This is a genomic window from Zobellia galactanivorans, assembly GCF_000973105.1.
In the GTDB taxonomy this organism is placed as follows: Bacteria; Bacteroidota; Bacteroidia; order Flavobacteriales; family Flavobacteriaceae; genus Zobellia; species Zobellia galactanivorans.
The window spans coordinates 4079031-4098313 of the sequence record NC_015844.1 but is presented as its reverse complement, the minus strand read 5'-3'; the positions used below and the strand labels follow the sequence as shown (position 1 = coordinate 4098313).

Sequence of the window (19283 nt, the reverse complement as noted above, 5' to 3'; positions counted from 1 at the left end):
AATATACATCAAGATGAACATATATAAAACACCAATAGCATTACTCATTTTCATAGGTACTGTTTTGGGCTGTACAGACGATTTCGAAGAAATGAACACCAGCCCTAACGATTTGACTTCCGTACCCTACGTCACCTTAATCACCAATGCAGAGGTCAGCATTCTCAAAACCTACAATCCCATCCTAAACTTTGAAGTAAGTTGGGCCAGGTACAATGTCAGGGATGTATACGTAGACAATGACCGTTATAGCATTAACGGTAGCGGAACCAATTTTAATGTTTACAGCGGACATTTAAAAAACCTGAACTTAGCATTGGACTTAGCGGAAGAAGCCGGCGATGCCAACGCCATTGCAGTCAGTAAGATCCTTAGGTCCTATGCCTATCAAAACTTAACGGATTGGTACGGGGATATTCCGTATTCGGAAGCACTTTCGGCCGATAGCGATGAAAATGCGACCATATACCCCAAATACGATAGCCAAGAATTCATTTACACCGATCTAATTGCGCAACTAAAAGAGGCCAACAGTATGATCGATGTGAGCCAAAGCTTGGGTTCTGCCGACGTTATCTTTGAAGGGGATATGATGCGATGGAAAAGATTTGCAAACTCATTATTGCTCCGTATCTACATGAGAATGTCGTTAGTAGATGCAGCCACGGCAAAAACGGGTATAGAAGAAATTATGGCCGACCCCGGAAAGTATCCGATCATCGATAGCAATGACAACGCCGCTTTTAAGTATTGGATTCCAGAAGATGCCACGTATCGCAGTCCGTACTACATGGACCCCACACAAGCGGCCAAACAAGAAAATGTAACCTCGGCCTATATGATCGACTTTCTTAAAAGCAGAAACGATTTAGAGCGACTTGCCGTATACGCAGAACCTGCGGCCTCAAGTGGAGAGTACGTTGGTATTCCCTTAGGTACTTTAGGCGAAAACACACCCGACCTTTCGATTATGGGAATAGATGAATTTAGGGCATTGGATTCCCCTACAAGGGTAATGCGCTATTCCGAAGTACTTTTCATTATCGCCGAAGCCGCGCTAAACGGATGGAACGTAAACATGACCGCCAAGGAAGCATATGAGGCAGCAATTGCCGCAAGCTTTGAAGAATACGGCCTCGACCCCGGCACCTATCTTACAGAACCTTTGGTCGATTTTGAGTCCGGCAGGGACCAAAGAGAACTGATAGGAGAACAAAAATGGTGCGCCCTCTACCCTGATGGCAATCAAGGCTGGGCCGAAGTAAGACGCACGGGCTACCCTGTTTATGTTGCCACTACCGAACCCGTTGAAACCTTATATCCTGGAAAAGGAACCATTGTTAGAAAACCATACCCCTACTCGGAAGCGATTTCCAACCCCGATAATTTTTCAGCCGCTATTTCCGCCCAACCCGGCATAGTAGAAGAAAAATTCGAAGCCGGTGTATGGTGGGATGTGAATTAAGTAATGCCAATACCTGAATGTTTATGTTTTGATTTATAGTGTTTTTAGATTGAGTTAGCTTAAAAGAGTAGTAGCGAATCACCTTCTGCTACTCTTTTATATTTAGGGAAAGAACCCTAACAACCCGATGTTAATTCATATTTTAGATTAGATTCAACTTGAGTTTTCCCTAAAACTCTCCAAGCACTAGATATAACCATACAATCGTCTAATAATTTATAGAATAAAAAAATTGACTATGTCATCGATTATGCGCCTTAAAAGAACAATACTCCTAACCCTAATATGCACTTCGAGTGTATTGATTGCCCAAAATACCGATAGTAAAGAAAACGGCTTTGACCCGGCCACCGTCTTATGGTACGACAAGCCCGCATCTATGTGGGAAGAAGCCCTGCCTGTCGGAAACGGACGAATTGGTGCAATGGTCTACGGTAAATCGGGTGAAGAAAAAATTCAATTCAACGAAGAAACCTATTGGTCAGGTGGCCCCTATTCCCAAGTCGTAAAAGGAGGATACAAAAAACTGCCCGAAATTCAAAAGTATATTTTTAACGGAGAACCCATTAAGGCCCACAAGCTTTTTGGACGTGCGCTAATGGGCTACCCTGTAGAGCAGCAAAAATATCAATCGCTCGCAAACCTGCATCTCTTTTTTGGTCAGGACAGCGTTGACAACTACCGCCGATCTTTAGATTTAAAAACGGGAGTGGTAACCGTAGAATACACCTATGGGGGCGTAAACTATACAAAGGAAGTTTTTGCCTCTGCCGTTGATCAAACGATTGCCATTCGCATTACCGCCGACAAGCCCGGTAGCATCAACTTTGACGCCGAACTACGCGGTGTACGCAACAGTGCCCACTCTAACTACGCTACCGATTACTTCCGTATGGATGGTCTAGGTAAAGACCAATTGAAACTTACCGGAAAGTCCGCCGACTACATGGGCGTAGAGGGCAAGTTACGATATGAGGCTAGAATCAAGGCCGTACCCGAAGGTGGTACAATGAGTATAGACGGCACCATGCTAAGCATAAAAAATGCCGATGCCGCAACCCTTTATTTTGTAGCGGCAACAAACTTCGTCAACTACAAAGATGTAAGTGCCGATGAAAACAAACGTGTGGAAGATATGCTTGCCAAAGTGCAGCAAAGTTCCTTTGACGCTATCAAAAAAAGTGCATTGGCCGATTACAAGGAATATTTTGATCGCGTCTCCTTAACCTTACCCACTACCGACAATTCCTTTTTGCCAACCGATAAGCGCATGGTCGAGATACAATCAAGTCCTGACCCCCAATTATCTACCTTATGCTATAATTTTGGCCGATATTTATTGATCTCTTCATCTAGACCCGGCACGCAGCCTGCCAACCTTCAAGGGATTTGGAATAATGACATGAACCCTGCATGGGATTCAAAATACACGACCAATATAAATACAGAAATGAACTATTGGGCGGTCGAAAGCGCAAATCTTTCCGAGCTCTCCGAGCCTTTGACTACAATGGTCAAGGAACTGACGGATCAAGGCGCGAAAGTGGCCAAGGAACATTACGGCGCCGATGGATGGGTATTCCACCAAAACACCGACCTATGGCGGGTAGCCGCACCTATGGACGGCCCAACTTGGGGTACGTTTACCGTTGGTGGCGCTTGGTTGACCACACATTTGTGGGAGCACTACCTGTTTACCCAAGACAAGGAATACCTTAAGGACATTTACCCGGTAATGAAAGGTTCCGTGGAATTTTTTATGGATTTCCTAGTGGAATACCCCGGCACGGATTGGTTGGTAACCAACCCTTCCAACTCACCGGAAAATCCACCGGAAGGAAAAGGATACAAGTATTTCTATGACGAGATAACAGGCATGTACTACTTTACGACCATAGTTGCCGGATCGACCATAGATATGCAAATCTTAAAGGATCTTTTCTCTTACTACGATTCCGCTTCTGAAATTTTGGACGTTGACCCTGAACTAAGAAAACAAGTTTCCATTGCCCGTAGCAGATTGGTTCCTTCCCAAATCGGAAAAGATGGAACACTACAAGAGTGGACCGAAGATTATGGTCAAATGGAAAAAAACCACCGTCATGCTTCCCATTTATATGGATTGTTCCCCGGCAATGTGATTTCCGTAACCCGAACCCCAGAACTTATCGAACCCGTAAAGAAGACCTTAGAACTTAGGGGCGATGGGGCTTCAGGATGGTCTAGAGCTTGGAAAACCTGTCTTTGGGCCCGATTAAGGGATGGTGATAGGGCCAACTCTATCTTTAAAGGTTATTTAAAGGAACAGGCCTACTCTTCCCTATTTGCCATATGCGCCAGACAATTTCAAGTAGACGGTACACTAGGTATGACGGCAGGAATTTCCGAAATGCTGATCCAATCACAGGAAGGATACCTCGACCTATTGCCCGCCTTACCTTCAGAATGGGCCGATGGTCAGTTTAGCGGAGTATGTGCCCGTGGTGGTTTTGAATTGGATTTCAGTTGGAAGGATAAACAGATCACTTCCTTGGAAATATTGTCCAAAGCCGGAACGACCTGTAGTCTAAAGGCCGGAAGCAAGGTAAAAGTGTTTTCTGACGGAAAACAGATCAAGACCAAGAAACGTAAGAACCAGATTGTTGAGTTCAACACGGAACAGGGTAAAACCTACAGCGTTCAAGGCATATAAGCCGTTTACTACAACTGATATTTAAAGCATTAAACCCTATCAGGGCCAATAACCATTGAAACTAAACCTTAAATGAAATATAACACCTTAGGAAATACAGGTATAAGAATTAGTGAACTAGGGTTTGGTGCCTCGGCAATTGGAGGGATGTTCAATACAGGGGAAACCAACGAAGCTTTAAAGACCGTCCAAACTGCCTTTGACCGCGGTATTAGCTATTTCGACACCTCCCCTGCTTACGGAAGAACGAATTCGGTCTATGGCCCCACTACATCGGAAATACTTTTAGGAAAGGCCTTAAAAGGGATTGACCGTTCAAAATTCATATTGTCTACCAAAGCAGGAAAGACTTCTTCTTTACCGCCAGAATTGAATTTTCGATACGATGCCATAACCCATTCCGTAGAATCTAGTCTAAAACGGCTTCAAACCGATTATCTAGATATACTTTTCCTGCATGATATCGAATACGATAAGGGGAAACATCTCGACACTGCCCTAACCGAGGGACTCACTGCCTTGAGGGATTTAAAAAAAGCAGGAAAAATTAGATGTGTCGGCATCTCATGTTACTCTATCGAAGTACTAAACAAAGTAATACCCAACTATGATTTAGATGTGGTACTGGTACACAATCATCACACACTTATCAACAATCAGTTATTGGAATTGGTCCCGCAAATCAAAGAAAAAGGAATGGGCCTAGTGAACGCCTCCCCTTTTGCCAGCGGCCTCTTAACGAAGCAAGGACCTCCTGATTGGTACCCTACTACAAAAAAAGACTTGGCCATCATGGACAAAACGCTTAAATTCTGCAAAGAAAACAATGTTCATATAGAAAAATTAGCAATTCAGTACGCTTTAAGCAATTCTGAAATCCCGACCACATTGTTTAGCTGCAACCAACTTTACCATTTAAACCAGAATGTAGATTGGAGCGAAGAATTAGCGGATAAGGATATGCTTGAAAAGCTACTTACATTGCTTGAACCACTTCGGAACAAAGATTTCGATTTCGGGGCATATAACGACTAACATGCAAAATGTAGATTTAATAATTATTATTTTTTATTTGGCGGCAATTTTGGCCTTGGGAATTCTGTCTACCAGAAAGACCCAAATGAGTTCCGTCAACTATTTCTTGGCAGGACGCAGCCTAAACTGGGTAGTCATCGGCGCCGCACTTTTTGCCAGTAATATTTCTACCATACACTTGGTAGGCTTGGCTGCTTCGGGTTTTGAAGATGGTCTTGTTTGGGGGAATTTTGAATGGATGGCATCCGTTGTATTAATTCTCTTGGGCCTTATTTTCGCCCCTTTTTATTTTAGGAGCAAAATTTCTACCCTTCCCGAGTTTTTAGAAAAAAGATATAGTTCCAAGTCTCGTTCATTCTTGGCCTTTATGGCCATACTAGGGGCTTTGTTCGTTCATATCGGCATGAGCCTATATGCCGGTGCAATCGTTTTTAAATCTTTTTTCGGAATCGATGTGAGTATCTCCATCTTGATCATTTCCGTCATTACCGCTACCTATACCATTTTTGGGGGATTGAAGGCCGTAGTAATAACCGAAACCGTACAAGCCGTCGTCTTGATTATCGGGGCCTTGGTGTTGACCTTGTTTGCCATTAATGCCCTCCCCGAAATTGGAATACATTCATTAAGCGATTTTAAAGACCATATAAAACCCGACCAACTGAGCATGATCAGAAGTGGGGAAAATGCTGGAAATTCAGGACTTTCTTGGTACTCGATATTTTTAGGCTACCCCATTCTCGGTTTGTGGTATTGGTGTTCCGACCAGACCATAGTTCAACGCGTTCTGGCCGCTAAAAGTGAGGACGACGCCCAAAAAGGACCTATTTTCGCCGGCTTCCTTAAGATTCTCCCCGTTTTTATAATGGTCTTGCCGGGCATCATAGGCTACGTACTGTTCAAGGATAAAATAAGCACAAGCAATGAAACCCTACCGGTTTTAATCAATGAACTCCTCCCCGTGGGGATCAAGGGCATATTTGCCGCCGCACTGCTATCCGCCCTCATGAGCACCATTGCTGCGGCCCTTAATAGCTGTTCTACCTTGGTGGCCGTAGATATCGCAAAAAGACTGAAACCCTCCCTAAGCGATCAAAAACAAGTAAGCATAGGCAAATGGGTGGCGGTCGTTGTAATGATATTGGCCATGGCATGGTCTACCCAAGGAGGTCGATTCAATAGTATTTTTGAAGCCATAAACAAGATAGCCGCCGCATTGGCCCCTCCGATAGCTACCGTATTCCTCTTTGGGGTATTCAGCAAACGGGGCACAAAAGAAGCTTCTTTAATTACATTGACCTTAGGCTTCATTCTGGGCATGACCTGTTTTGCGGTAGATTTTATTCCTACACTTTCCGGAAAACCAAGTATAATAACGACGGAATGGGGCATCCCCTTTATGATGCAAGCGTGGTGGCTGTTCTGTATTTGCACCGTAATATATTTCATTGTAAGCTACCTCACCCCTAGACCTGACAAAGCGCAATTAACGTACACCTGGGACAATCCCTTACAATTCATAACGGGCAAAAAGTTCCAAGGCATCCAAGATGTTCGCTTTTGGGCGGGATTGCTATTGCTGTCCATCATCATTTTATATATCATATTTCAATAAAACCAAATACATGAAGTTCAAGTTTACCAACATCCATTATATTTTGCTCCTTGCTACCGCCGTACTAGGCTCAAGTTGTAATTCTAAAAAAGCAGGGAAAATTGCGAAAGCTGACCCAAAACCCAATATCATCATTTACTTAACCGACGATTTGGGTTACGGGGACCTAGGATGCTATGGCAACCCCATTATTCAGACACCCAGTATTGATAAATTTGCCTCGGAAGGGGTATTGCTTACCGATTGCCATTCGGCAGGAACCGTCTGCTCGCCTTCCCGGTCAGGGCTTTTAACCGGAAGAAATCCTTACAGAAGCGGATTTTACTACATTCAAGGGGCCTATGGGGCCCATATGCAAAATGATGAAGTTACCCTAGCCGAACTCTTAAAAACCCAAGGCTACGAAACGGCATTTATGGGCAAATGGCATTTATCGAGACTTGAAAAATCTGAAAAATATGATGAACCGGGCCCTGGGGACCAAGGTTTCGATTACTGGTTCGCCTCTACCCATAATGCCTTTTCCGGACCTAAAAATTATGGAAAGTTTCTACGAAACGGCGAAGAAGTTGGCGAAACAGATGGATGGTATGTAGATGTACTTACCAAGGAAGCCACCAATTGGCTTACCAAGGTGCGCGACAAATCAAAACCCTTTTTACTGGTAGTCTCGACCCATGAGCCGCACACCCCCATCGCCCCACCTGAAAAATTCAGCAGTTTATACGACAACGCCACCGTCGACAGCTTAGAGCAGACAATCAAATACGGAGGAGTAGACCGTACCCTATATGATATCAGCTCAAATAAAAAAGAATATTACGGCACCGTTTCCCAATTAGACCATGCTTTTTCAGACCTCATGAAAACGGTCGAGGATGAAAACGCATATGATAACACCATGGTAATTTTTACAAGTGACAACGGTCCTGAGCATCCGGTCAATCTAGAGGAATCACAAGGAACATGGGAAGAGCCTATTCGCGATTATTGCTTTGGCACCCCAGGGATATACCGAGGTATGAAGCGCTATCCTTTTGAAGGTGGCCACCGGGTTCCGGGCATTGTCCGCTATCCCGCAAAAATACCGGCAGGAACCACCAGTGATGCCATGGTCGTCGCCACCGATTTTCTGCCTACCGTGGCCACACTCGCCCAAGCGGAAATACCTACGGATAGAAATATGGACGGAAAAGATGCCCTTTCGGCCTTTTTAGGGGAAAAAATTGAAAGGGACGAGCCTTACTTATGGCTTTTCCCCACACATGAGGACACCTATTTTAGAATGCCGCACATGGCTATGCGTTATGATGACTACACCCTTCTAGGATGGTTTCCCGAAAAGACCGAGGAAGGTACCTTAGTAGAATGGATGAAGTCTTCCGTTCCCGTAAAATTTGCACTTTACAATCTATCTACCGACCCTGGCCAAGAAAATGACCTAGCCGCATCCGAACCCGAAACGGTGGAAAAACTAAAACCCATAATGATCCGTACCTGGAAAAAAATCAGGGATGAAGGCCCAGACTGGGGTAAATTGAAGTCCCCTAAACCTAAGGCCGCGTCCCTCACCAATTAAGTCCTATTACTTTTACAAAAAAAACCGATTTTTTTAAGTCGAATCTATGAAACGTCGAAATTTTATAAAACTGACCGGTGCAGGTGCAACCGCATTATCGCTTAAACCTCCCTATGAATTTATAGAACATCGTTCTAGCATATACAGCTTTCCGCAAATGGTAGGTGAAGTAACCCAGTCGTCCGCCATTTTACAGACCCGGCTTACGAGCATGAACACAATGCCGGAAAATGGTTTCGATTCTGCGGAAGAGCTTCTTAGTTATGATATTCAGGGAGTGCGTGGCTTTGCCAAATTTGAGCTTGCGAACAATCCTAAATTCAAAAATGCAAAAGCCTCACCATGGTTGGAAGCTATACCGGACAGGGACTTTATTGTAAAATATAAAGTAGACGGACTCAATGCCGATACCCCCTATTTTATGCGGGTAAGGTTCGGGGCAACTCCATCAAAAACCCAGAAGGGGCCAGTTAGTCAATTTTCCACCTTACAAACAACCGACTCGGAAAAGCCCGTTTCTTTTGTGGCCACCTCTTGTTTAAATTTGGGTAAATTTTTTCTTGGGGGAGGACTACTTCGCGCAGGAAGCAGAAGTAAGGCCGCTGAAGGTGAAGACCGAAGCTTAGGCTTTCCCGCTTTGGAAGAGATGTCTAAACTAAACCCTTCTTTTTGGGTTCAAACCGGGGATACGGTGTATTACGATTACCCCAACAAGGAGGGAATCGCAAAAACACGTCCTGAACTACGGGCCAAATGGCACCGTCAAATGGCCATGCCCCGTATGTACCGTTTTTTAGGGCAGACCCCTGTCTATTTGATGAAAGACGACCATGAATATCGGTATAACGATAGTGATAACGTAGAGAACGGCAAAGAGCCCTCACCCAGTTTAGCCCGGGCCACTTTTTTGGAGCAGGCACCGATAGCGGTTTTTGAAGATGAAAATGCCGTCACTTATCGTACGAGACCAATAAACAAACACCTACAAATCTGGATGCCGGAAGGGCGCGATTATAGGGATGCCAACGATAAACCCGATGGTCCGCATAAATCTATTTGGGGCAAGGAACAGCTAGCATGGATCAAAGAGACCCTACTTGCCAGCACAGCTACCTTTAAACTATTTATTGTAGCCTCTCCCCTTGTTGGCCCCGATGATGGTACAAAGCACGATAACCATGTAAGCTACGGCGGCTTTCAACACGAACGGGATGCTTTTTTCCATTGGCTGAAGCAACACCATTTAGATTCAAATTTTTACATCATAACCGGTGATCGCCATTGGCAGTACCATTCCATTCATCCGGCCGGTTTTGAAGAATTTGGTACGGGAACCGTAAACGGGCAAAATTCAAGACCAGGAAGAAAACCCGGAGACCCGGGCTCAACAGACCCTCTAGGTTTTATACGGCAACCTTACATTCAAGAAGACCCGATAGGCGGCTTTTTACATGTAAAGGTGAGCCCTCCGGAGAATGGAAAAACGGCACAGCTGACCATAGAAACGATAGCTGAGGACGGAAGCCTCCTTAATACTGCGGTGAAGCATGCCAAATAAGGTTAGCTGCCCTTGTAGCGTTTAGAATTTCCCTCACGAAACAGGAAGACCACAAATACGACCCAATATGTAATAAACAGGCCGAACACCAGTAAGATGTTCGGCCTGTTTCATAGCATTAAAACTAAGTTTCCCTAAAAAACCAATCTTCTTTTTTCCCCTGCTTTTAGCTTCACTTTTTCCAACCTATTATTTGCTTTTACAACGCAAGAGCCTCCTTTTTCCGAAGAGACCTCAACGGTCAGTTCATTTTCCTTCCACTTCATAGCAAGCTCAAAACCGCCCCTAGCCTTAAGTCCGGAAATATTTCCTGTAGACCATTCCGAAGGAATCGCCGGTAAAAGGTCAAGTATAAAATCGCCTTGGGCATCCTTTCGGTGACTTTGAAGCAGCATTTCAGAAATACCCGCAGTAGCCCCTAGATTTCCATCAATCTGAAAAGGGCCGATGGTATTCATCAAACTACTTTTTCGTCCTCTTGAGAGTAAGGTAAACAAATTCTTGTAGGCCTTCTCCCCTTCCTTTAATCTAGCATGCATCAACAGACCGTGGGCATAGGCCCATCCCATTCCCCCTTGTCCGTTTACCTCTCTCCATTCCAAACTTTTACGAACCGCCTCAAAAAGTCCGGGAGTCTCCTCATCAATAAGTGAAAAAGGATGTAATCCTAATAAATGGGAAAGATGACGATGTCCTGGCTCCTTCTCTTCCAAGGGCTGCCTCCATTCCATCATACGTCCGTTCGTTTTATCAATCGGGAAATCTGGCAGTGCTTTCCCTGCTTCAACAATGCGTTTACATCTCTCATTATTCCCCTCGCCAAGAATGGTCGCAGCCTCTAAAGTCGCTTTAAACATGGCCCTGATGATGGACAGATGATAGGTCGATGTTGACGTAATCCGCATCATTTGTCCCGTAGCCGGATCTTTGTATTGGTTTTCCGGGGAAGTCGAAGGCACAAAGTGAAGTACACCTTCTGAATCTTCCACCAATACATCCAATATAAATTCACTGGCTCCTTTCAATAAAGGGTATAACCTTTCTTTTAAAAACACCTTATCCTGCGTAAACTCGTAGTGGTCCCAAAGGTTCATTGCCATCCATGCGCCAGGCAGCGGGTCTAAGACCGCATTATTGAATTGGGAAGGCAAGGTAGAGGCGGAAGGCGTTACCCTGCCGAAAGGGTTTGAGGCATGATGGGAAAACCAACCATCTGAACCGTACATCTCTTTTGCCAAGGGCTTACTGGTTTCTACGATCAATTCAAACCAGTTGACCAGGGGATCTATTGTTTCAGAAATATTGGTAACATCGGCAGGCCAGTAATTCATCTGCAGGTTTACGTTCAAATGATAATCCGCCTCCCAAGGCGCCCACATACGTTCGCTCCATTTTCCTTGCAAATTTGCAGGGAGAACAGCCGGTCCTCTTGAACTCCCCATAAGCAAGTATCTACCAAATTGAAACAATTGCACGGGAAGTCCCGTATCCTTTGCCCCATTCTTAAACGCCAGTAATCTTTCGTCCGTAGGTAAAGAATCATTGGGCGATGTACCCAAATCAAATTGCACCCGGTCAAACATGTTCCTATGTTCTTCACGGTGCGTATACTCTAACTCTTTCCAAGATTTTTGATCGAGCTTTTCCAATATTCCCCTGACTTTTAAAGATGGGTCAACGGAGGCATCAAAATTCAGTTTAGAAAGGTCATAGTTCGTAGCGGCCGTGTAGGCGATCAAAACTTCGTCCGCATTTTCTATAACCAAATTATGTTCCGTATGACAAAGTTTTCCACCTGAAACCTTCGTTTGAAGTCCTGCCGCAAAGCTCATGTGCTCTCCACCTTCTCCCGAACCTCCTGCATTTTCATCATGTGCCTCAGGAGCTTCGATATCTACGATCTGACCCAACATGTAAAGTTTTCCTTCCGGTGTTGCCGTAATCCGGACATCTTTTGGGCGTGCCAATGAAATTGTACAGTTGATCTTTTTACTTCCCTTTGCCGATAGGCGAATAAATAGGGCATCATCTTCCGCGGAAATAAACGATTCCCGTACCATTTCAGAGTCTTCCGTACGGTACGTGACCTTACTTATTCCCGTTTCTAGATCGAGTGCTCTCTTATAGTTGGAAATATGGGTCGTATCCTTAAAATCCAATACTATATCCCCCAAAGGCTCATAGGATCTAAAGGAAGCCGGAGCCGCCGTCATATTTTCAAGTCCGAAAGCATTGGCTTCAAGCGTTTTTCCTTCTAAAATCAATTTTTGAAGCTTGGTCAACTTAGCCCGGTAATCCTCGGCAAAAGGATTACTAGGGACACCGGCCCACAAGCTTTCTTCATTCAACTGAAAACGTTCTTGTGCTACCCCGCCAAAAGTCATTGCGGCCAACCTACCATTCCCTAAAGGAAAGGCGTCTGTCCATTTCTTTGCAGGAGACGTGTACCATAAGGTCAAGGCTTTGTTTTGTACGACTTCTTTTTCTTGACTCCATGCCGAAAAGGAAATCAACAAGAGAAGCCCCCCCAATATGTGGATTGTTTTTTTTGTCATCATTCCCATTACTTAAATTCAGTGAGGGTTTGTTTTTCCGCCGTAGCGAATACCAATTCCGTTATGGAATCACCAACTTGAACCTTACAAATAGAAGCCCCGCTTGAAATAAGGGACACCGATTTTAGCACGCCGTTTTCCCAAGCAAAGCTAACTTCAAAGCCCCCTCTTGCCTTTAAACCGGAAACACTTCCCGTAGGCCATTCCGAAGGTAATGCGGGTAATAGGTTGATTATCGTATTTCCGTTTTCATCCGTTTCATGACTCTGAAGGATCATCTCGGCAATACCGGCCGTACCACCAAAATTTCCATCAATCTGAAAAGGAGGGTGATAATCGAACAAATTGGTAGCCGTAGATTTTGCCAATAAAACTTTCATGTTTTCGTAGGCCTTATCGGCATTGCCCAATCGCGCATAAAAATTAATGATCCATGCCCTACTCCAACCTGTATGCCCCCCACCGTTAGATAAACGGTGTTCAATACTTCGGTTGATAGCATCTATATAATACGGGGTTTTCTTTTTATCAAATTGCTTACCAGGATAAAGACCGTATAAATGGCTCAAGTGGCGATGCCCCTTATCCACTTCATCAAATTCTTGCGACCATTCCATTAATCGACCATCGGAACCGATTTTAGGAAGGGAAAGATTGCTTAATGCCGCCTTAACTTCATCTACAAATGCATCTTCAATCTTCAATATTTTGGCCGCCTCCAGAACATTAGAGAAATTGTCCCAAATAATTTCTTGGTCCATGGCATTCCCCATATCTACGTTCGCGAATTTTTCACCATTCTTTGGCGTGTAGAATTTATTTTCGGGAGAAGTAGACGGGCCCGAAACCAGCTTGCCAGACCGAGGGTCCGTAACAAGCCAATCTAAAAGGAATTTAGCCGATTCCTTCATTATGGGATAAGCCTGTTCCGCCAGAAACGTAGTATCTCCCGTAAAGCTGTAATGCTCCATAAAATGACGTGTACACCAAGCTCCGCCCATAGGCCACATGCCATATTGAACTTTCCCGATAGGGGAAGTCCAATGCCAAACATCGGTAGTATGATGCACCACGAAGCCCTCACTATCATACACCTCTTTTGCCGTTTTTTTTCCCGAAGGGACCAAAGATTCGATAAACTCAAAAAAGGGTTCATGACATTCGGAAAGATTGGCCACCTCGGCAGGCCAATAGTTCATTTGCATGTTGATATTGGTGTGATAATCACTGTTCCAAGGAGCTGCCAAATGATCGTTCCAAATACCTTGCAAATTAGCGGGCAGGCTACCCGGGCGGGATGAGGAAATGAGCAAATAGCGTCCGTACTGAAAATACAACTCCATTAACCCCGGATCATCCGCCCCGTTTATCACGGCCTCCAAACGTTCATTCGTAGGTTTGTCTTCACCCGGAAAACTTCCCAAATCAAGAACTACCCTATTAAAATAATGTTGATAGTCATCGATATGTTCCTCCTTGAGTTTTTTTACCGATTTCCTAGCTGTTTTCTTTAAGACCGAAGCGCATGCCGTACTTAGGTTTTCGGTAAAAGGGGAGAACGGGTCTTTCTTGTTGTAATCGGTTTTTGCCGACACCAAAAGAACCACCGAGTTCGCTGCGGTAATTTTTATGTTCCCGTTTTCAGAAGACATCTTCCCTCCTTTAGGAAGGGCCATTACCTGAGTTTCATATTTCACCCCAAGATGTTTTCCTTTCTGACTTGCCTGTCCCCACATACGCAGTCTGTTTTTTCCAACACCGGCCACTTCAAAATCGGCCTTTCGGTCCATTTTAAGTTCCAATGAAATCGCCTTCGGTTGATTTGCGGTAAGTACTACTACAATGGTATTTTCTATCGCACTGGAAAAATATTCCCTAGTATATCTTACCCCATTCACGGTGAAATCGGTCTTTGCGATAGCTCGTTTTAAATCGAGTTCACGTCTGTAATCCGTTGGGCTTCCTTTTAAATTAAAATTAAGTATCAGATTCCCTAAAGGTTGGTAACTACGAGGTGCGATACGTTCTCCCATCACGTTATCCTGCATGACCTTATTCGCCTCCAAATAATCCCCTTGAAAAATCAAGGCTCTCGCCTTTTCAATAGACTTGAACGCCCCTACCCTATTTTCAGGTATAGGTGGTCCGGCCCAAACCGATTCTTCGTTAAGCTGTAAACGCTCGCTTTCAACGCCACCAAAGACCATGGCACCAAGCTTACCGTTACCAATGGGCAAGGCCTCCATCCAATCAGCGGCAGGTTGTGTATACCATAGCTTATTGCCATTTTTCATACCAATAGGGCTTGTTTGTGCAAGCAAAGCTTGCTGGCCCAAGGAGAAAAACAAAAGCAGGACGGCACTTATAAACTTGTAATTGTACTGCAGCTTCGCTGTGCTGCAGTTCGACTGAAATCTAATTTTCATATGTTCTTCATTAAATTGATTTTGCCGAAACCGTGGCCATTTTTAGACCTTCACTTTCCGCCTTGATCGTAAACTCCCCCTGCTTCTTAGTGGTTTTGACAATAATGATGCATTTGCCGTTAAAAGCCTTTCTTGTATCGCCAATAAAGCTTTCTTCACTTTTGGGATCGCCATTATCTACCGCTAGGATAGTAGCTTCCCCTGTTAGGGTAAACTTAATTTCGTTCGAGGCGTTTGGCACAAAATTGTTGTCTTTGTCACGTATATTCACCTCTACGTGAACCACATCCTGCCCGTTTGCATTTACGGTATCGGTATCTGCCAATAGTTCAATTTTCGCAGGTTTGTCCGCGGTAACAATCACCTTTTCGCAAACCACCTTGCCATCTTTAATACCTTTAGCCATTAGGGTTCCGGGGGTATATGGTACTTTCCACATCAAATCCATGGCATCACCCATTTCTTTTGTCCCCAGCGATTTCCCGTTCAAGAACAGCTCTACACTATCGCAATTGGAGTAAGCCACGACCGGTATTTCCACACCTTCCTTTCCTTCCCAATTCCAATGAGGAAGAATGTGCACCATAGGCGCTTCCGTCCACTGACTCTGATAAAAATAGTAGGTGTCTTTCGGAAAGCCGCACATATCTATCACGCCAAAATTAAATAGCTTGGCCGGCCAACCGAACATCGATTCCCCCAAATAGTCAAAGCCGGTCCACCTGAACTCCCCAGCCATATAAGGAAAGTCCCTTGTCCGTCTCCACGAATCCCTTGCCGAGATGCGAACCATAGAATTGTCATAAGAAGAACTGTAATATTTACTTACCTCACCGAACACCTCTTCATTTGAAAGATCAGGCACCTTCATAATTCCTCCCAAGGGATTTTTACCCCTGTACCACGATTGGCTTTGATAGACCCCACGGGTTTGAAACGTATGGGGTACTTCCGTGGCCAGAAATTTTCGCTCAGGATAGGTTTCTCGATCTTTTTCGTACATAAATGCAGAACCACCGCCACCGTTATACCCGGTAACATCCAATTGGCTAGCGAATCCGCTTTCATTTGCCAAGTGCATATGGGTAATACCACAGGTTATTGGCCGTGTAGCATCATGTTCACGAACTATATCCATAAGAACTTTCAATCGTTCCGTTCCCTCTTCAAAACAAGCATCGGGAATTTCATTCCCCACACTCCACAATATAATGGATGGGTGGTTACGATCTCTTTTGATCAATTCCGTCAAATCTTTTTCGGCCCATTCCTCAAAATACAAATGGTAGCCGTATTTGGCTTTTCCCTCTTTCTTTTTATTTCCGAAGGGCCATGACTCCAACCACTCGTCAAAAGCCTCGTCCATAACCATAAAGCCCATCTTATCACAAAGGTCCAACAAAGTGGCACTTGGCGGATTATGTGCCGTACGGATGGCATTACAGCCCATGTCTTTGAGTATTTTCAGTCTACGCTCAAGAACTTTGTCATTTATAGCGGCACCCAGCGCACCAAGGTCACTGTGGTTATTCACCCCCTTTAGTTTGATGTTCTTGCCGTTTAATGAAAAACCATTTTCTGCGGTAAACTCAAAACTGCGAATTCCTAAATTGGTTTCTACTTGGTCTACTACCTCATCATTCCGTTTAACTTCTGTTCTTAGAGTATATAAATACGGGTTTTCAGGCGACCATAATACCGGAGTCCCTACCTGTATTTGCTGAAGGATTTCCTCTTCTTTATTTCCCAATAATTCGGAAGTAGATTCATGCTGGGCCAATACCTTGCCACCAGCGTCATAAATGGTATTAACGACCACAAATTTCTCCGGGCCATTAGATTCGTTCTCCACTTTCGTTTTTACCTCTACCGTAGCCTTTTCCTTTGAAACTTCAGGAGTTGTAGCGTAAACCCCATAACGGCTTATATGCAGTGCATTGGTCTTTACCAGCCAAACATGTCTGTAAATACCAGAACCCGTAAACCACCTTGCACTGGGCTCTTTGGAGTTGTCGACCCTTACGGACAGTACATTATCCGCATCAAAATTCAAGTAAGGGGTCAAGTCGTAATTAAAGCTGATATAGCCATACGGGCGTTTACCCAAATAATTCCCGTTGATCCATACTTCACTGTTCATATAGACCCCTCCGAACTCAATGTTTATTTTTGATCCGGCATCGGTCTTATCTAAACTGAATTTCTTTCTGTACCAACCAATTCCTCCTGGCGCATAGGCCCCAACGTTCCCTGAGGGATTATCCTTTTTGAAAGGCCCGGCCATACTCCAATCATGTGGTAGGTCTAGGGTCTCCCAATCGGCATCATTAAAGACCGCTTTGTCCGCTCCGGGAAAATCCCCTTTTTTAAACTTCCAATCAAAGTCGAATTTTATTTTTTCGCGTGGCTTTACCTCTAGTTCATTAGAATTTTCACAATTGTAGAAAGAGAGTGCGAACATGTAAAAACCAAGGGTGTATAGTGCCTTTTTGAGTAAATTCATTCTTTTATTTTTAACATCTGGTAAATAGCCGGTTTACATTACTTTTTTAAATGATCATTGCCCCCAGCGAAGTTTATGGGACGGCTTGATATAGGTATTTAATTTATTTAAACCGGAGCGGGATCCCTATAGAACCTCCACCCCGGTTTATTTGAAAAACTATTGATTTCAAGACTAGTTATATCCTGGATTTTGCTCTAAGGTAGCCTCTGTATTTCGTTCTATTTCTTGCTGTGGTATCGGCCAAAAGTTATGATATTCCTCTACGGAATAATTTTCATATTTGCCGTTGTAAAAAGGATTGAACCTAGCCTTTCTTTCATCCATTAGGCCTAATCTCATAAGGGTCTGCATTCGATATTCCTCCATATGCAATTCCCTTGTCCTTTCGTCCAAGATATAATCTATATCTACCTCACCAGCTTCAACGGGATCTGCATTCGACCTGGCCCTTACCCTGTTGATGTCATCTGCCGCAAGGCCCAAGTTCCCCTTGCCTAAATAAGCTTCCGCCCGTAGCAAGTAGGTTTCGGCCAAACGCATATGATAATGATCCCTAAAGGTTTGGGATGCATTACGGGTGACTTCCCCCGTTTCAAAATCGACGAATACCTCATCAGGAAAATCATTGATCGGGGTCGTTTTGGCAAAAATGGCGTTCCAGTACCTATGATAAGGATCTGCATCATCGGTAAACGCATTATTTTCCACTATTTTCTGGCCGTAAAAGGCAGATTCGGTATTGTCGGCGACCAAATCACGAATAATATTATATTCAGAATTCCTCATATCATTGGGGTCGCTCTCCCATACATCGTTCAATAAATAATCGGAAGGCGAAAACCAACCTATACCACGGCCACCATGTTGGTTGGTTGGCCCAAGAAAGAGGTTTTCCCCATCTGTTCCCACCAAATTATAATAACCCGGGTTAAAGTATTGCGTAAGGATGCTACCCCGTCCACCGGCCGTAACATTATACTCGTACTGTGCCACCCAAATACCTTCGGTATTGCCCGAGCTTCTATTTTGGTTGCCCCGTCTAAAAAGGTCACCGTATACATCGCCCGGCTGGTCCGTCTTGCTTCCAAAACGCGACGTCATTAGTGCATAGTTCGGGTTATCTATAACTTTAGAAGCACTTTCAATAGCCTTATCGTAATCTTTGGTAATGATATATAGCTCCGTCAAAAGATGGTAGGCGGCCGCTTTTGTCAACCTACCTTCCTCAGACAATTCAGTGACTTCAGGTAAGTTTGCAGCGGCAAATTCCAAATCATTAATGCACTGTGCAAAAACTTCTTCTTGGCTAGCACGTACAAAATCTCTTTTAGGCTCCGTTAGCTCTTCGAGAAGAAGGGGTACGCCACCATAGGTTATCCCTAGGTTTTTATAGATGAAAGCCCTTAAAAACAGGGCCTCCGCCTTTAGAGTGTTTCTTTGCTCCTCCGAATCGAACTGTGTATTCTCGCCATCGATCCTTCCAATGATCACGTTGGCATTGGTAACGATTTCATAATAGCGCTGCCAAAGCGTCCTGACCCTTACGTTTTCGGGAGTCAAGTTATCGGGATACGAATTTAATTCGTGCGTAGGGCTAATTGCATCATAGGCCACATCCGAAGTATATTGGAATATAAAGAAAGAAGTAGCCCCTCCCCAAACCGTATACAAATCGGTAAGGTTGTACAGTCTGGCCACTGCCGAATTGAACTGTGCGGCAGTTTCATATGAATTATCTGCCGAATAAAAATCAATGACCTCTTCTTCCAACCATTCCTCTTCATTACAGGAAAAGAAACTTAGGGTAAGTATCAAACAAACGATGGTGTATCTATATTTTCGCATTATAGTA

At 44.2% G+C, this 19283-nt stretch carries 10 protein-coding genes; 6 read left to right on the top strand and 4 right to left on the bottom strand.

Going from position 1 to position 19283, the window contains the following annotated elements; all coding sequences use genetic code 11:
* The first annotated feature begins 13 nt into the window (after positions 1 to 13).
* From ZOBGAL_RS16650 to ZOBGAL_RS16625, 6 genes are all read left to right on the top strand, one after another.
* Positions 14 to 1465, top strand: coding sequence for a SusD/RagB family nutrient-binding outer membrane lipoprotein (locus ZOBGAL_RS16650; RefSeq protein ID WP_013994869.1), 1452 nt, complete (start codon positions 14 to 16; stop codon positions 1463 to 1465).
* 238 nt (positions 1466 to 1703) lie between these two features.
* The gene (locus ZOBGAL_RS16645) at positions 1704 to 4157 is read left to right on the top strand and encodes a glycoside hydrolase family 95 protein (protein ID WP_013994868.1); all 2454 of its coding nucleotides are present in this window, start codon (positions 1704 to 1706) and stop codon (positions 4155 to 4157) included.
* A 72-nt stretch (positions 4158 to 4229) separates the two neighbouring features.
* Positions 4230 to 5192 (top strand): aldo/keto reductase, encoded by a 963-nt coding sequence (locus tag ZOBGAL_RS16640; RefSeq protein WP_013994867.1) that lies wholly within the window; start codon positions 4230 to 4232, stop codon positions 5190 to 5192.
* Position 5193: 1 nt separating this feature from the next.
* Positions 5194 to 6807 (top strand): sodium:solute symporter, encoded by a 1614-nt coding sequence (locus ZOBGAL_RS16635; RefSeq protein WP_013994866.1) that lies wholly within the window; start codon positions 5194 to 5196, stop codon positions 6805 to 6807.
* Positions 6808 to 6817: 10 nt separating this feature from the next.
* Entirely contained in the window at positions 6818 to 8386 is a 1569-nt protein-coding gene (locus tag ZOBGAL_RS16630; RefSeq protein ID WP_013994865.1) for a sulfatase family protein, read from the top strand.
* A 46-nt stretch (positions 8387 to 8432) separates the two neighbouring features.
* Positions 8433 to 9944: an alkaline phosphatase D family protein gene (locus ZOBGAL_RS16625; RefSeq protein WP_013994864.1), complete on the top strand. Its 1512-nt coding sequence runs from the start codon at positions 8433 to 8435 to the stop codon at positions 9942 to 9944.
* 134 nt (positions 9945 to 10078) lie between these two features.
* Here ZOBGAL_RS16625 and ZOBGAL_RS16620 read toward each other — a convergent pair whose 3' ends face one another.
* The 4 genes from ZOBGAL_RS16620 to ZOBGAL_RS23425 all read right to left on the bottom strand — a co-directional run bounded on the left by ZOBGAL_RS16620 (position 10079) and on the right by ZOBGAL_RS23425 (position 19276).
* Positions 10079 to 12502: a glycoside hydrolase family 95 protein gene (locus ZOBGAL_RS16620; RefSeq protein WP_158499744.1), complete on the bottom strand. Its 2424-nt coding sequence runs from the start codon at positions 12500 to 12502 to the stop codon at positions 10079 to 10081.
* Between the two features lie 5 nt (positions 12503 to 12507).
* Positions 12508 to 14925, bottom strand: a complete 2418-nt coding sequence (locus tag ZOBGAL_RS16615; protein WP_046287560.1) for a glycoside hydrolase family 95 protein — start codon at positions 14923 to 14925, stop codon at positions 12508 to 12510.
* Positions 14926 to 14935: 10 nt separating this feature from the next.
* Positions 14936 to 17428 (bottom strand): glycoside hydrolase family 2 TIM barrel-domain containing protein, encoded by a 2493-nt coding sequence (locus tag ZOBGAL_RS16610; RefSeq protein WP_013994861.1) that lies wholly within the window; start codon positions 17426 to 17428, stop codon positions 14936 to 14938.
* Positions 17429 to 17602: 174 nt separating this feature from the next.
* Positions 17603 to 19276 (bottom strand): RagB/SusD family nutrient uptake outer membrane protein, encoded by a 1674-nt coding sequence (locus ZOBGAL_RS23425; protein ID WP_013994860.1) that lies wholly within the window; start codon positions 19274 to 19276, stop codon positions 17603 to 17605.
* Positions 19277 to 19283: the final 7 nt, after the last annotated feature.

Coding starts and splice junctions, on each gene's coding strand:
- ZOBGAL_RS16630 (WP_013994865.1), top strand. CDS start 6,818: ATGAAGTTCAAGTTTACCAACATCCATTATATTTTGCTCCTTGCTACC.
- ZOBGAL_RS16625 (WP_013994864.1), top strand. CDS start 8,433: ATGAAACGTCGAAATTTTATAAAACTGACCGGTGCAGGTGCAACCGCA.
- ZOBGAL_RS23425 (WP_013994860.1), bottom strand. CDS start 19,276: ATGCGAAAATATAGATACACCATCGTTTGTTTGATACTTACCCTAAGT.
- ZOBGAL_RS16635 (WP_013994866.1), top strand. CDS start 5,194: ATGCAAAATGTAGATTTAATAATTATTATTTTTTATTTGGCGGCAATT.
- ZOBGAL_RS16645 (WP_013994868.1), top strand. CDS start 1,704: ATGTCATCGATTATGCGCCTTAAAAGAACAATACTCCTAACCCTAATA.
- ZOBGAL_RS16615 (WP_046287560.1), bottom strand. CDS start 14,925: ATGAAAATTAGATTTCAGTCGAACTGCAGCACAGCGAAGCTGCAGTAC.
- ZOBGAL_RS16640 (WP_013994867.1), top strand. CDS start 4,230: ATGAAATATAACACCTTAGGAAATACAGGTATAAGAATTAGTGAACTA.
- ZOBGAL_RS16610 (WP_013994861.1), bottom strand. CDS start 17,428: ATGAATTTACTCAAAAAGGCACTATACACCCTTGGTTTTTACATGTTC.
- ZOBGAL_RS16650 (WP_013994869.1), top strand. CDS start 14: ATGAACATATATAAAACACCAATAGCATTACTCATTTTCATAGGTACT.
- ZOBGAL_RS16620 (WP_158499744.1), bottom strand. CDS start 12,502: ATGATGACAAAAAAAACAATCCACATATTGGGGGGGCTTCTCTTGTTG.